General features: G+C 68.1%; 14 protein-coding genes. 10 read left to right on the forward strand and 4 right to left on the reverse strand.

Annotated elements, in window-relative coordinates; translation table 11 throughout:
- Positions 1-75 precede the first annotated feature (75 nt).
- Positions 76-1272 (forward strand): kynureninase, encoded by a 1197-nt coding sequence (locus tag BS329_RS18955; RefSeq protein WP_076162553.1) that lies wholly within the window; start codon positions 76-78, stop codon positions 1270-1272.
- Here BS329_RS18955 and BS329_RS18960 read toward each other — a convergent pair.
- Positions 1229-1831: a TetR/AcrR family transcriptional regulator gene (locus tag BS329_RS18960; RefSeq protein ID WP_076162554.1), complete on the reverse strand. Its 603-nt coding sequence runs from the start codon at positions 1829-1831 to the stop codon at positions 1229-1231. The two genes, BS329_RS18955 and BS329_RS18960, sit on opposite strands and share 44 nt — an antisense overlap.
- Positions 1832-1978: 147 nt before the next feature.
- Here BS329_RS18960 and BS329_RS18965 point away from each other — a divergent pair, with 147 nt between their 5' ends.
- The 5 genes from BS329_RS18965 to BS329_RS18985 all read left to right on the forward strand — a co-directional run bounded on the left by BS329_RS18965 (position 1979) and on the right by BS329_RS18985 (position 6716).
- Positions 1979-2452, forward strand: coding sequence for a hypothetical protein (locus tag BS329_RS18965; protein ID WP_244197216.1), 474 nt, complete (start codon positions 1979-1981; stop codon positions 2450-2452).
- A 394-nt stretch (positions 2453-2846) separates the two neighbouring features.
- A complete protein-coding gene (locus BS329_RS18970) occupies positions 2847-5351 on the forward strand; it encodes a sensor histidine kinase (protein ID WP_076162556.1) in 2505 nt (834 codons plus the stop codon).
- Positions 5352-5762 carry a roadblock/LC7 domain-containing protein gene (locus BS329_RS18975; RefSeq protein ID WP_076162557.1) on the forward strand — a complete coding sequence of 137 codons (411 nt, stop codon included), beginning with the start codon at positions 5352-5354 and terminating at the stop codon, positions 5760-5762. It begins immediately after the preceding gene.
- Complete coding sequence (locus BS329_RS18980; protein ID WP_037306798.1) at positions 5759-6130, forward strand: DUF742 domain-containing protein; 372 nt, start codon at positions 5759-5761, stop codon at positions 6128-6130. Before BS329_RS18975 ends, BS329_RS18980 begins: the two co-directional genes overlap by 4 nt.
- On the forward strand, positions 6111-6716 hold the full coding sequence (locus BS329_RS18985) for a GTP-binding protein (RefSeq protein ID WP_076162558.1): 606 nt from the start codon (positions 6111-6113) through the stop codon (positions 6714-6716). Before BS329_RS18980 ends, BS329_RS18985 begins: the two co-directional genes overlap by 20 nt.
- Before the next feature lie 185 nt (positions 6717-6901).
- Here BS329_RS18985 and BS329_RS18990 read toward each other — a convergent pair whose 3' ends face one another.
- A complete protein-coding gene (locus tag BS329_RS18990) occupies positions 6902-7327 on the reverse strand; it encodes a DoxX family protein (protein WP_076162559.1) in 426 nt (141 codons plus the stop codon).
- A gap of 195 nt (positions 7328-7522) precedes the next feature.
- Positions 7523-7960, reverse strand: a complete 438-nt coding sequence (locus BS329_RS18995; RefSeq protein ID WP_076162560.1) for a DoxX family protein — start codon at positions 7958-7960, stop codon at positions 7523-7525.
- Positions 7961-8100: 140 nt separating this feature from the next.
- Between BS329_RS18995 and BS329_RS19000 the strand changes: the two genes are divergently transcribed.
- A complete protein-coding gene (locus BS329_RS19000) occupies positions 8101-8568 on the forward strand; it encodes an NUDIX hydrolase (RefSeq protein ID WP_076162561.1) in 468 nt (155 codons plus the stop codon).
- Positions 8569-8682: 114 nt separating this feature from the next.
- On the opposite strand, the gene BS329_RS19005 is transcribed toward BS329_RS19000, so the two are convergent.
- Positions 8683-9327 (reverse strand): HAD-IA family hydrolase, encoded by a 645-nt coding sequence (locus BS329_RS19005; RefSeq protein WP_076162562.1) that lies wholly within the window; start codon positions 9325-9327, stop codon positions 8683-8685.
- A 172-nt stretch (positions 9328-9499) separates the two neighbouring features.
- On the opposite strand from BS329_RS19005, the gene BS329_RS19010 reads away from it, so the two are divergent.
- The 3 genes from BS329_RS19010 (at position 9500) to BS329_RS19020 (ending at position 13338) form a co-directional block, all read left to right on the forward strand.
- The gene (locus tag BS329_RS19010) at positions 9500-11050 is read left to right on the forward strand and encodes a discoidin domain-containing protein (RefSeq protein WP_076162563.1); all 1551 of its coding nucleotides are present in this window, start codon (positions 9500-9502) and stop codon (positions 11048-11050) included.
- A gap of 63 nt (positions 11051-11113) precedes the next feature.
- Positions 11114-12358, forward strand: coding sequence for an MFS transporter (locus BS329_RS19015; RefSeq protein ID WP_076162564.1), 1245 nt, complete (start codon positions 11114-11116; stop codon positions 12356-12358).
- Positions 12355-13338, forward strand: coding sequence for a TolB family protein (locus BS329_RS19020; protein ID WP_076162565.1), 984 nt, complete (start codon positions 12355-12357; stop codon positions 13336-13338). Before BS329_RS19015 ends, BS329_RS19020 begins: the two co-directional genes overlap by 4 nt.
- Positions 13339-13568 lie beyond the last annotated feature (230 nt).

A 13568-nucleotide genomic window follows, 5' to 3' on the forward strand; every position in this document is an offset into this window, starting at 1 on the left:
TCGCGCTACGCGAAATGTCCACCTTTTCCGTTTTCATCGCGTCAGCCGTGGACTTCCGGGGCGCTCTCACCGACGATGACCACTGTGACTGACCTGGTAGCCGAAGCCGCCGCGCTGGACGCGGCCGATCCCTTGGCGCACAAGCGAAACGAGTTCGATCTCGACCCTGGGATCGCGTACTTCGACGGCAACTCGCTGGGCGCGCCGCCGAAGCACGTGGCGGATCGGGTCGCCGCGGTCGTCCGCGAGGAATGGGGCGGGCGGCTCATCCGATCCTGGTCGGAGGGCTGGTGGGAAGCGCCGGTGCGGGTCGGCGAGCGGATCGCACCGCTCGTGGGGGCGGCGCCGGGGCAGGTCGTCGTCGCGGATTCGACCAGTGTGAACCTGTTCAAGGCACTGGTCGCCGCGACCAGGCTCAACCCCGGCCGTGACGAGATCCTCGTCGACGCGGACACGTTCCCCACCGACGGCTACCTCGCCGACGAAGCCGCCCGGTTGACCGGGCGCACGGTGCGCCGGGTCGTCGCCGAGGGCATGCCGGACGAGGTGAGCGACCGGACGGCCGTCGCGCTGATCAACCACGTCGACTACGTCACCGGGCGCGTCCACGACCTGGCCGCGCTGACGGAAGCGTTGCACCGCAAGGGGACACTGGCGCTGTGGGACCTTTGCCACAGCGTCGGCGCGCTCCCGGTCGAACTGGACGCGGCGGGGGTGGACCTCGCCGTCGGCTGCACCTACAAATTCCTGAACGGCGGCCCGGGTGCGCCTGCTTTCCTTTACGTGGCAACGAAATGGCTGGACCGGTTCGAACAGCCGCTGGCGGGCTGGGCAGGTGATCGCGACCCGTTCGCGATGCGCGGCGCGTACGAGCCGCACGCCGGGATGGCGCGAGGCCGCGCGGGCACTCCCGACATCCTTTCGCTGCTCGCGCTGGACGCGGCCCTCGACGTCTGGGACGGCTTGGATCTTGGGCTGCTGCGGGAAAAGGGGCTCGCGCTCGGCGATTTCTTCTTCCGGTGCACGGACGAACTCCTCGACGGCGCGAGGATCCCGACCCCGCGCGGCGACGACCGCGGACACCAGATCTCGATCGTCGACGACGACGCGGCCAAGACGATGGCGGCCTTGATCGAACGCGGGGTGATCGGCGACCACCGGCCGCCCAATGTGCTGAGGTTCGGCTTGGCGCCGCTTTACACCACCTTCGGCGAGGTGCTTCGCGCTGTCACGACGCTGGGGGAACTAAGGCTTCGGGAACTCCGGAGCTGAGTACGGGGCGGGCGGCGTGCGCGAGGCTCTCGCGCACCTCGCCGGCGTCTTCGAGATAGCCGCCGACCATGGCGCCGTCGCGCAGCAGGGTCAACTCCCGCGCGGCGGCCCCGGGATCGGGGTGCCCCGTCGCGGCGACGATCTCCGCGATCGAGTCGCGGAACCACGTCCGGTGTTCGCGGACGACCTTCCGCACGGGGTGTTCCGGATCCGGGTACTCGGCGGCCGCGTTGATGAACGGGCAGCCGCGGAAGCCCGGCGCGCGGATCTCCTCACCGATGCCGAGGACGAGGATTTCGAGCATCTTCGAAGGGTCGGGTTTCTCTTCCGCCGCGGCGGCGACGAGACCGCGGATCCGGTCGTGCTCGGCTTCGAGGTAGGCGCGGACGAGGTCCTCCTTGCCGGGGAAGTGGCGGTAGAAGGTCGCCCGGCTGACCTCGGCCGCGACGATGACGTCGTCCACCGGCACGGAGTGGATCCCCCGCGTGTAGAAGATCTTCGCCGCCGTCTCCAGGAGGCGGTCCCTCGCCGCGGAGCGGCGCGTGGTCGTGGCTGCCATGGTTCCACGATATAGAACGTTCTGTCTTGCCGCAGACGGACGAAATCGCCTTCGAGGAGGCGTCGCGACAGTCGCGCGAATGGTGAAGCTCATTCGGGAATCGGTGCGAAAAGTTGATCGCGTCGCCCCGTCGGGGGAGACGAGGCGATGTTCGGCGAATCCGCTGTTAGTCTCGATACTCGCTCTCGCCGCGCGTGTGACGTGGATCCTTCCCCTGGGGCGCAAGGAAAACTCGCGTCACCCGGCTCAGCGACGAGGCGGGGGCCACGACGCCTGGAGAAGGAGGGGATTGTGTCGCTCACCTATACCGCCGTCGCCGTGTTCGGTGTCGCTTCCGGTTTCCTGCTCAACGAATTCGGCTCGCGCTATCCGGTCGAGACGGTGCTCGTCGTGATCCTGGTCTGCGGGGTGGCGACCTTGTGCTGGGCGGGCGTCCGGATGCTCCGCGACGCTTCCACGAGAGTCGACACGCTCCTTGACGAGGAGCTGGGCCGCACCGGTGAAGATCATTTCGCCGATTCGCGGGCGATAGGCGCAGGTAATTCTCGATTCCGTGGATCGAACGGTCTTACGGCCGCCTTCCTCCGGGGTGAAGTCGTTCGCAAACCGAACGGTATGTGAAGCCCTCATCCGAAAGCGTGAGCGAGGTCACGACACGTAGTTTTCTTGGACTTTTTCGTCCGGACGCGAGTGTCACCGGGTGTTACTTGATCGAGTCCGATGAGCGTCGATCTAGCCGCTGACTGCGGTAAACCGCCAGGTGATCTACTGGCGGGTCACTTGGCGGGGTGCCCGTGTCCACGTGGTGGACTTTCGAGGTCCGGCGGCCCTTCGTCACCTGGTCACGGCTGTATGTGACTACCCTTCGCGTCCGGACTTGACTCGCCCGTTTGGGTCTCCTAGCGTCTTCGCGGGCGGAGCGGACCACGCTGTGTTGATCCGGCTATCGGATCCCGCGGGTATGAGATCCCCGGTGACCCGAAACCAATAACTGCCGGAAGGAAAACGGACCACGGTGAAGCAGAATTCCCTTCGACGGGGCCGCGGCTCTTCGATTCGTTCGCGCGTTCTGACGATCGCGCTCATTCCCAGCATCGCGCTGATGCTCGTCGGTCTCGCGATCGGCGGGTACCTGATCTCCGGCGCGGTCAATGGCCGTGACTACGCGCAGCGGATCCGTGACTCGGAAGCCCCTTCCGTCCCGTTCTTCGCCCAGATCCAGGAGGAGCGCCGCCTGACGCTGCGCGAGCTCGCGGGCGACCGTTCGCAGCACGCGACCCTCGTGGAGCAGCGCGCCAAGACCGACGCCGCGACACAGGGCGTCGTCACGCACCTCCAGAAGTTCATCGGCGACTCGCCTGACAGCGTGCAGCGCAACATCGCCACGGTGAACGGGCTGTTCCAGAAGATGCCGCAGATCCGGCAGTCGGCCGACTCCGGCCAGCTGCCCCTGCTGGACGCCTTCACCTTCTACAACCAGATCCTCGACCAGTTCGTCGAAGGACTGACGGGTCTCGCGCAGGACGCGCCGAACGCGGAGAACGCCTACCAGCGCATCACCGCGGTGCCGCTGTTCACCGCGATCGACCAGTTGCAGCGCGCGAACTCCCTCGCCGCCGCGGCGGTCGCGGGCGGTGGCTTCACCGACGAGACCTACCGCGCCTACGTCAGCCAGGTCGGTTCGTACCGCTCGCTGCTCGAGTCGTCCGTCTCGCGGATGCGCCCCGACGTCAAGGCGAAGTTCGACCAGCTCGTCGCGAGCGACCCGTGGAAGGCCGTCAACACGGTCGAGAACACGTTCCTCCAGAACAGCAAGGCCACGCTCCCGGTGCCCGAGCAGGTGTGGCTCCAGTCGGCGCGCGGCGTCGGTGACGCCATGATGCGCGGCTTCGTCGAACAGAGTGGTGCCGCCACCACCGAGGCCATCGACGAGGCCGACCGGACGCTGATCACCTCGGCCATCGCCGCGGCCATCGCCCTGCTCGTGGCCATCGGCGTGTTCGTCATCGCCCTGCGGCTGTCCAACCGGCTCATCGGCAGGCTGGCCCGGCTGCGCGAGGACACCCTCGACGTCGCCGAGATCCGGCTGCCCGAACTGGTGGACCGGGTCCGGGCGGGCGAGTCCGTCGACCTCGACGACAAGGGGCACTTCCTCGACCACGGCGACGACGAGATCGGCCAGGTCGCCGAGGCTTTCAACAAGGCGCAGCAGACCGCCATCGCGGCCGCCGTCGAAGAGGCCAGGACCCGTGAAGGCACCAAGGCGGTGTTCCTCAACATCGCGCACCGCAGCCAGGTCATCGTGCACCGTCAGCTCAAGGTGCTCGACCAGGCCGAACGCAAGCAGGAGGACCCGGAGCAGCTGGAAACCCTGTTCCAGCTGGACCACCTCTCCACCCGTGCCCGCCGCAACGCGGAAAACCTGATCATCCTCGGCGGCGGACAGCCGGGCCGTCAGTGGCGCAAGCCGGTCACGCTCGCCGAGCTGACCCGTGGTGCCTCGGCCGAGACCGAGGACTTCGCCAGGGTGAAGACGGCGAAGATGCCCGCGATCGCGGTACAGGGCCCGGTCGTCGGCGACCTCGTGCACCTGCTCGCGGAGCTGATCGACAACGCGACCTCGTTCTCCCCGCCGCAGTCGCGGGTCGAGCTGCGCGGCAACGTGGTCGGCAAGGGCGTCGTGATCGAGGTCGAGGACCAGGGGCTCGGGATCGAGCCGGAGCAGGCGGCCGAGCTGAACGCGATGTTGGCCGATCCGCCGGACTTCGGCATCATGGCGTTGTCAGCCGAGCCACGACTGGGCCTGTTCGTGGTCGCGCGGCTCGCCGCGCGTCACGGGATCTCCGTGCACCTGCGCGAGTCCGCGTACGGCGGCACCAGGGCCATCGTGCTCGTCCGCACCGACCTGCTCGCGCCGGTCCCGTCTGATCAGCCGGAGGACGAGGTGGACCCCGAGAGCACCGAGGTGCCGGACGCCGCACCGCTGCTCCCGGGCCGTCGTGCCCGCCACCGCACCGAGCTCCCCGCGGAGCGGCCGGAACTCCCGGTGCCGATGCCGGTGACTCCCCAGGAACAGCCGCAGCAGAGCACGGAGCAGCCCGGCACCGCGTTGCCGCCGCTGCCCCCGCGCCGTCCGCGAGTGCCCCGGCTCGACACACCCAGGCCCGAGCCGATCCGCCCGGAGCCCGCGCGTGCCGAGGCCCGGCCGCAGCCCGCGCAGCCGCCGGCGTGGCCACCGGCCGCCGATTCGCGGCCGCAGGACAGCCGTCCGCCGCAGACCCGGCGACCCGGCCCCGAGGCGCCCGGCAGGCCACCGCTGCCGCAGCGCCGCCGTCAGGCGAACCTGGTCCCCCAGCTGATGGAGGACCGGCCCGCCGCCCAGCGCGAGGAGGTCCGCGAGGACACCCCCGAGCTGGCAAGGAACCGCCTCGCGGCCTTCCAGCAGGGCACGCGTCGCGGCCGGGACACCGAACCCACCGACGACTACACCGACCTCGACATGTACGGAGATCGTGACTAGATGGCCAACGCGGGAGTCAGTGAACTCGACTGGTTGCTGGACGACCTGGTCAAGCGGGTCAGCGGTGCCGACCGGGCGGTGGTCCTGTCGGCCGACGGTCTGCTCATCGGAAAGTCCGGCAACCTGTCCGAGCAGGACGGCGAACACCTGTCGGCGGTGGCGTCGGCGTTCCAGAGCCTCGCGCGGGGCACGGGACGGCACTTCGGCGGCGGCAACGTCCGCCAGACCATGGTGGAGATGGACCACGCCTTCCTGTTCGTCACCGCGGCGGGCCGCGGTGCTTGCCTCGCGCTGCTGGCCAAGGAGGACGCGGACATGGGTCTCGTGGCCTACGAGATGAACCTGATGGTCAAGCGGGTCGGTGCGGTGCTCACTTCGGCGCCCCGCGCCGCGACTCCCCTCTCGCCATGAGCGGGCGGCACGAGTCGTGGTTCGAGGACGAGGCCGGTCCGCTGGTCCGGTCGTACGCGGTCACGGGCGGGCGCACCCGCTCGGACACGATCGGCCTCGACCTGATCACCCTGGTGGTCGCCATGCGCACGGCGCACGAGGTCGCCGGCTTCGAGCCGGAGTACGGGCGGATCCTCAACCTGTGCCAGAGACCGACCTCCGTCGCGGAGGTCGCCGCGCGCATCGATCTGCCGCTGCCGGTGGTGAAGGTGCTGCTGAGCGACCTCATCGAACAGAACCTCGTGCTGTTCCGCACCGCGACCCCGGTCACCGACACTCCCAACAAACACGTACTCCAGGCGGTTCTTGATGGCATCCGGAAACTCTGAGCCCCGGCGATCCCTGACCGCGAACGCGGTCAAGGTCCTCATCGCCGGCGGGTTCGGGGTCGGTAAGACCACGATGGTCGGTTCGGTCAGCGAGGTGCCCCCGCTGCGCACCGAGGAGGTCATCACCGCGGCGTCCGAGGGCGTCGACGACCTCACCGGTGTCGAGAAGAAGACGACCACCACGGTGGCCCTCGACTTCGGCCGGATCACCATCAACCCCGAGCTGATCCTGTACCTGTTCGGTACGCCGGGACAGGACCGGTTCTGGTTCATGTGGGACGAACTGGCCGAAGGCGCGCTCGGCGCCGTCGTGCTGGCCGACACCCGGCGCCTCGACAGTTGCTTCGCGGCCGTCGACTTCTTCGAGCGCCGCGGACTGCCGTTCGTCGTCGCCGTGAACTGCTTCGACAACGCCTATCGCTATGGCACCGAGGAGGTCCGGCAGGCACTCGACGTCAGCATGGACGTCCCGCTGCTGCTGTGCGACGCGCGGGAACGCGATTCGACGAAGCAGGTGCTGACCGTGCTGATGGAGCACGTGCTCGCGCTGTCCGACCTGGCGGCGGCGCTGCCGCAGGGCCGCTGACGCCTCTCTGAACCCACGCAAGTAGTCGACTACTTGCGGGCTGGACGAACGCCGGGTGGCGTGCACCCAATGCGGCATTGGGTGCACCCAGCGGACCCAATGCCACCTTGGGAGCGCCCAAACCCACGCAAGTAGTCGACTACTTGCGTGGGGGTCTGGGTCTGAGGTCCACGCGGCAATGAGGCTCAGCCGCGACGGCGACGCCGCAGGGTGTCGAGCGCGTAGGTGCCCGGGCCCACCACCGCGAACAGCAGGAAGATCCACGAGTACAAAGCGGCCGCCTCGCCTTTGTTCTGCAGTGGCAGCAGCGCGTCCGGCTGGTGGACGACGAAGTACGCGTAGGCCATCGTGCCCGAAAGCAGGACCGCGACCGGGCGGGTGAACAGGCCGGCCAGGATCAGCAGCGAACCGACCACCTCGATCACTCCGGCGTACCAGCCCGGCCAGGTGCCGAACGGGACGGCGGGCTTGTCGAAGAAGCCCATCTTCTGCAGGCCGTGGCAGAGGAACAGGAACGAGACCACTACACGGACGACGGAGAGGGTCAGGCCTTGCCACTTGGCGGGGGTCTGGCCGAGTTCGGCACTCGTGGCGGCGGCTGTCTGGGTCATGACGCATCCTTCCGGCTCAAGGTGGTCTAAACCATTGATGTGCATGAGGATGCCGGATACCCCCATCGGTAGGGAACTTTCTTTCGGGGGGTAATCACGTGGTATGCCCTGATTTGACAACGTCGTAATGGACGGAAGCGCGATAAAGGCCTCTTTCCTGGAATCATTCCAGGAAAGAGGCCTCGGCGATTCCGATCAGCGACGGCGGCGCAAGGTGTCGAGAGCGAAGGTGCCGGGGCCGATCGCGGCGATCAGCAGGAAGATCCAGCAGTAGAGGGTGGACAGCTCGCCCATGTTCAGCAGCGGCAGCAGGCCTTCCGGTGCGTGGACGGTGAAGTAGGCGTAAGCCATCACGCCGGAGAGGAGCACCGCGATCGGCCTGGTGAACAAGCCCACCAGCACGAACGCGGCGCCGGCGACCTCGATGACGCTGCCGTACCAGCCGGGCCAGGAGCCGAGTTCGACGGAGCCACCGGCACCGTCGACACCGCCGAAGAATCCGAATCCCTGCAAACCATGGCAGAGGAAGAGGAACGAGACGACGATCCGGACGGCCGACTGGATGGCGCCCTGGAGCTTCGCGGTACGCGGGGTGGCGGCGGTGGCCTTGGCGGGGGTGAGGGTCTGCGTCATGGTTCCGGTCCTTCCGGGAGGGTCCGCGGGGCGGCTTCTGACAACGCGTCGGACGGGCTCGACGCGAATCGACAACTCGCCGGAAAGTTTTTCGCGGGCCGGGCACGTCACTCGATCGGAGCAGCGGCAGACTGGACGCCATGGCGGGTAAGACGAGTGCCGGAATCCTGCTCTTCCGCAGGTCGGGCGAGGTGACCGAGGTGCTGCTCGGGCATATGGGCGGGCCTTTCTGGGCGAAGAAGGACGCGGGCGGCTGGTCGGTGCCCAAGGGCGAGTACGAGCCGGACGAGACGCCGGAGGCGGCCGCGAGGCGAGAGTTCACCGAGGAACTGGGGCTGCCGGCGCCGGCGGGGGAGTACCTCCCGCTGGGCGAGGTGAAGCAGTCCGGCGGCAAGGTCGTCACCGTCTGGGCGGTGGAAGGCGACCTCGACCCGGCTCAGGTCGTGCCGGGCACCTTCGAGATGGAGTGGCCGCCGCGCTCGGGCCGGACGCAGGAGTTCCCCGAGGTCGACAGGGCCGCCTGGTTCGGGCTCGCCGAAGCGGAGGAGAAGCTCCTCAAGGGCCAGCGCCCATTCCTCACCCGGCTGGGTGAGCTGCTCGACGGCTGAGCAACGCGCTCCGCCCTCCAGGCCACCGAATTCATGTGATCAGACGGAGAACTCACGTGATCAGAGGGACGACACGCGTGATCGGGCGGACGACACGCGCGTGCCGCGTGTCGTCTACCCCTCAAGCAACGCGCTGAGTGGTTTGTCGGCCAGCGATCCCAGTACGAGATCGGCGTGGTCGAAGTTCAGCACCGCGGTGATCGGGTTCGGCACCGCGACGCACGCGAGTCCCGCGGCCTTCGCCGCGGTGACGCCGTGCGGTGAATCCTCGAACGCGATCGCCTCGGACGCCGGCAGATCCAGCGCCGCGAGCGCGGCGAGGTAGAGGTCCGGGCTCGGCTTCGCCTCGTGGAGGTCGCCGGTGAGGACGGCCTCGAACGAAGCGGCGAGGCCGAGCCGGTTCAGATGCGTGGTGACCCAGTCGCCGGTCGAACTCGACGCGATGGCCAGCCGGATGCCCAATTCCTTCGCGTCGTCGAGGTAGTCCTGGACGCCGGGACGCGGTCCCTCGGATTCCAGCAGCTCGGTGACCCTGGCGCGGACGCCGGTGCGGATCGCGAGCGTGTCGAGTTCTTCGCCGTCCTTCGCCAGCAGTTCGAACATCGCGGTGGCGGTGTGCTGCGTGCCGATCACGGTGTGCCAGACGTCCAGCGGGAGTTCGCCACCGCGCTGCCGGAAAGTCTCTTGCCAGGCCACGAGGACGGCGGCTTCCGTGTCGACCAGCGTTCCGTCGAAGTCGAAGATCAAGGCGCCGGTCATGGGACGAGTCTATGTCTTGACTCGCTGAGTGGCACGGATTACCGTACGCATTCGTTAGGAAACTTACCAAACGAACAAACGCCGCGCACCTGTCCCTCTCAACCCGCCGCCACGGATTCCCGGGGAGATCGATGTGAAGGCCCGAACCCGACTACTACCACTCGGCGCGGCGATGATCCTGTTGCCGACGCTGCTCAGCGGCCACGCGCAGGCCGCCGACGTCCTTTTGTCCCAAGGTAAACCCGTCCTCGTCTCCTCGATCGAGTCCGCCGAATACGGTGGCCCGCTGGCCGTCGACGGGAAGACCGGCACCCGCTGGGCGAGCGCTGAAGGCGCGGACCCGCAGTTCATCCGCGTCGACCTCGGTGGCCCCTCGGCCGTCAACCGGGTCAAGCTGAACTGGGAAGCGGCGTACGCCACCGCGTACAAGCTGGAAGTCTCCAACGACGGCTCGGCGTGGACCTCGGTCAAGTCCGTCACCAACGGCAACGGCGGCACCGACGACCTCACCGGTCTGTCCGCCCGCGGCCGCTACCTGCGCCTGGTCGCGACGAAGCGCGCCACCAGCTACGGCTACTCCCTTTGGGAGATGCAGGTTTACGGGACGTCGGACTCCTCCGGCGACACCCAGGCCCCCACCGCGCCCACCAACCTGAAGACCGGTTCCGTCACTTCGTCCACTGTGGACCTGACGTGGACGGCGTCGACGGACAACGTCGGTGTCAGCGCGTACGAGGTCCTCCGGAACGGCCAGGTCGTCGGTACTTCGGAAAGCGCTTCCTACACCGACTCCGGGCTGAGCGCGGCGACCGCGTACACCTACACCGTCCGGGCCAGGGACGCCGCGGGCAACACTTCGGGCGCCAGCAACCAGATCCAGGCGACCACGCAAGCGGGCGGTGGCTCGTCGTTCGTGCTGGCCGCCTCCGGCGACATCGCCGAACAGTGCACCGCGTCCTCGTCTTCGTGCATCCACCCGAAGACCGCCAACCTGGTCGGGCAGATGAACCCGGCCGCGGTGATCACCATGGGCGACAACCAGTACGACGACGCCCACATCGAGGACTTCACGAACTACTTCGACAAGACCTGGGGCAAGTACAAGAACATCATGCACCCGATCCCCGGCAACCACGAGACCTACGACCACACCCCGCTGGGCGCCTACAAGAAGTACTTCGGCAAGATCGCGACGCCGAACGGGAAGACCTACTACAGCTGGGAAATGGGCAACTGGCACTTCGTGGCCATCGACAGCACGGAGTTCTCTCCCGGGCTGGCCGCGAACGCCGTCAGCGACGAGCAGCTGAATTGGATCAAGCAGGACCTGGCGAAGAACACCAAGCCCTGCGTCGCCGCGTACTACCACCACCCGCGCTACACCTCGGGGGACCACGGCGACAACCCGAAGATGGCCACGCTCTGGCAGACCATGGTCCAGAACAAGGTGGACCTGGTGCTCAACGGGCACGACCACCACTACGAGCGATTCTTCCCGCAGAACGCCGGCGGGGCCAAGGATCCGAACGGGCCGGTGCAGATCATCGGCGGTGGCGGCGGGGCGTCCCTGTACCCCGTCAAGACGGAGCACCCGGCGACGGCGAAGGCGATCTCGACCTACGGCGTGCTCAAGCTGAACATGTCGGACAACGCGTTCTCGACGCAGTTGATCGGCCTCGACGGCAAGGCCATCGATTCCTCGCCCACCTACACCTGCCACTGATCCACGCGATTCGGCACCTGGTCGCGGNNTCGCGGCATCCGGCGCGCGTGAAGGAGGTTTCGGATGTACATCGCCACCGCCAGGGGAGCGGACACCGCGGCGGAGGTCCCGAAGAGCGGTATCAAACGGGCCGTCACCGGGAACGTCGTCGCGCTGGGCCTGGTCAGCCTGGTCACCGACATCTCGTCGGAGATGGTGACCGCGGTACTCCCGCTCTATCTCGTCCTCGGTCTCGGCCTGAGCCCGTTGCAGTTCGGTGTGCTCGACGGCCTCTATTCCGGCGTCACCGCCGTAGTCCGGCTCCTCGGCGGGCATCTCGCCGACCGGTGGCAGCGGCTGAAGGCGGTCGCCTGCTTCGGTTACGGCCTTTCCGCGCTGGGCAAGATCGGCCTGATGCTGGCCGGTTCGTCCACCGTCGCGATCGGGGCGGTGCTCGCGGCCGACCGCACCGGGAAGGGCGTCCGGACCGCGCCCCGGGACGCCCTTATCACCTTGAGCAGCGACCCCGAACACCTCGGGCGCGCGTTCGGCGTGCACCGGGCGATGGACACCTTCGGCGCGTTTCTCGGCCCGCTGGTCGCGATGGCCGTGCTGTGGCTGAGCCTCGGCAGTTACGACTCGGTGTTCTTCACCAGCTTCTGCGTCGCCGCGATCGGCGTGATCATCCTGGTGGTGCTGGTCAAGGACCATCAGCCGACGCCGAGAGCCGGGCGGCACAAGGTGTCGTTGCGGGAGACCGCGGGATTGATCCGGCAGGCGCCGTTCCGCCGCATCTGCGTCTGGGCCGCGTTGCTGGGCCTGGTCACCCTCAGCGACTCGTTCCTGTACCTCGTCCTGCAACGCCGATGGGAACTCGGCGCCGTCTTCTTTCCCTTGCTGCCCTTGGGAACCGCCGGTGTGTACCTGCTGCTCGCCGTTCCGCTCGGCAGGCTCTCGGACCGCGTCGGCCGTTGGAAGGTCTTCCTCGGCGGGCATATCGCGCTGGTCGCCGCGCTGCTGGCGCTGCTCGGTCCGGTGGACGGCGGCGTGCTCGCGGTGCTGGCGCTGATCCTGCACGGTGTCTTCTACGCCGCGACCGACGGTGTCCTGATGGCCGCCGCCGGGCCGCTGCTGCCCGAACATCAGCGGGCGAGCGGGCTGGCACTGGTGCAGACCGGACAGGCGACGACGCGGATGTTCGCGTCCGTCCTTTTCGGACTCGCGTGGACGGCATGGGACCTGCACGCGGCTGTCCTGGTCGCCGCCGGAACGCTGGCGGTGGTGGTCGTCGCGGCGGCCGTCGTCCGTCCATTGAGGACACAAGCATGAAGACGCGGATTCTGGGTGTGGTGGCGGCGGTCGTCGTCCTGATCGCGGCGGCCGTCGGGTACGGGATCCTTTCGCGGGATCGCGGGCCGGGTGTCAACGCCGTCGCCGTGGTGTCCGGGCAGCCGGTCACCGTGGAGTCTCCCGGGCAGTTGTTGTTCCGCAACACCGCGGAGGGCCCCGATTTCGGTCACCTGGCCACCGTGCCCGCCGACCGGCCCGAAGAGGTGCGGAAGGTGGCGGGACTCAGCTGCGACCGGTTCGCCGCCTCGGCGGGGACGGCGCTGTGCCTGGCCGCGCAGCCGGGCGTGCTGCCGCCGATGACCGACGTCATCGTGCTGGACAAGGACCTGAACGAGATCCGCCGCGTCGAACTGCCGGGCACGCCCAGCCGGGGCCGGGTCTCGCCCGATGGCAAGCTCGTCTACTGGACGTTGTTCGTCAACGGTGATTCCTATGCCGAGACCGGGTTTTCCACCAGGGCCGGGATCCTCGACCTGTCGAGCGGGCAGTTGCTGAAGAGCATCGAGGAGATGGCGCTGTTCCTCGACGGCAAGCAGTACTACTCGTCCGACGTGAACTACTGGGGCATCACCTTCGCCCCCGGCGGCAAGCGGTTCTACGCGACCGTCGGGACCAAGGGGAAGACCTATCTCGTCGAGGCGGACTACGAGAAGTACAGCGCGAACATGATCCGGGAGAACGTCGAGTGCCCGTCACTCTCGCCGGACGGGAAGCGGATCGCTTTCAAGAAGCGGGTTTCCGCCGACCTCACCGCGCCGTGGCGGCTGGCCGTGCTCGAGCTGGCGTCCGGCAAGGAGACTTTGCTGGCCGAGACGCGCAGCGTGGACGACCAGGCCGCCTGGCTCGATGACCGGACCGTGGCTTACGGGCTGGAGTCGGGGATCTGGGCGGTTCCGGCGGACGGGAGCGGGGCGGCGCGGGAACTGGTCGCGCGGGGCTCCTCACCGGCAAGGGTGTAGGCGGGTCTCGTGAGTGAGCGTCTCAGGTATCTACGGGATTCCGGGTGCGGTTGATCCCGGGTCCGGTCTGTGGAGGACCTCCTCGCGACTGGCCGCTGGTCGTGTCGCGAAAGCCACTTTCGGGACGTCTGACGCCCGGAAAGTGGCTTTCGCGACACCCGGGCCAAACAGCGCGGCCCCTGGGTCCCTCAAGGTTCCTCTTACCCACTCCGGACCAGCACCCCTGGCCT

Origin of the sequence: Amycolatopsis coloradensis, assembly GCF_001953865.1 — a bacterium.
GTDB lineage: Bacteria > Actinomycetota > Actinomycetes > Mycobacteriales > Pseudonocardiaceae > Amycolatopsis > Amycolatopsis coloradensis.

Bases quoted from the DNA above. Each gene is read 5' to 3' on its own strand.
- BS329_RS18960 (WP_076162554.1), bottom strand. From the start codon at position 1,831: ATGGCAGCCACGACCACGCGCCGCTCCGCGGCGAGGGACCGCCTCCTG.
- BS329_RS19000 (WP_076162561.1), top strand. From the start codon at position 8,101: ATGGCGGGTAAGACGAGTGCCGGAATCCTGCTCTTCCGCAGGTCGGGC.
- BS329_RS19010 (WP_076162563.1), top strand. From the start codon at position 9,500: ATGATCCTGTTGCCGACGCTGCTCAGCGGCCACGCGCAGGCCGCCGAC.
- BS329_RS18995 (WP_076162560.1), bottom strand. From the start codon at position 7,960: ATGACGCAGACCCTCACCCCCGCCAAGGCCACCGCCGCCACCCCGCGT.
- BS329_RS18990 (WP_076162559.1), bottom strand. From the start codon at position 7,327: ATGACCCAGACAGCCGCCGCCACGAGTGCCGAACTCGGCCAGACCCCC.
- BS329_RS18975 (WP_076162557.1), top strand. From the start codon at position 5,352: ATGGCCAACGCGGGAGTCAGTGAACTCGACTGGTTGCTGGACGACCTG.
- BS329_RS18985 (WP_076162558.1), top strand. From the start codon at position 6,111: ATGGCATCCGGAAACTCTGAGCCCCGGCGATCCCTGACCGCGAACGCG.
- BS329_RS19015 (WP_076162564.1), top strand. From the start codon at position 11,114: ATGTACATCGCCACCGCCAGGGGAGCGGACACCGCGGCGGAGGTCCCG.
- BS329_RS18965 (WP_244197216.1), top strand. From the start codon at position 1,979: ATGTTCGGCGAATCCGCTGTTAGTCTCGATACTCGCTCTCGCCGCGCG.
- BS329_RS18955 (WP_076162553.1), top strand. From the start codon at position 76: ATGACCACTGTGACTGACCTGGTAGCCGAAGCCGCCGCGCTGGACGCG.
- BS329_RS18980 (WP_037306798.1), top strand. From the start codon at position 5,759: ATGAGCGGGCGGCACGAGTCGTGGTTCGAGGACGAGGCCGGTCCGCTG.
- BS329_RS19020 (WP_076162565.1), top strand. From the start codon at position 12,355: ATGAAGACGCGGATTCTGGGTGTGGTGGCGGCGGTCGTCGTCCTGATC.
- BS329_RS19005 (WP_076162562.1), bottom strand. From the start codon at position 9,327: ATGACCGGCGCCTTGATCTTCGACTTCGACGGAACGCTGGTCGACACG.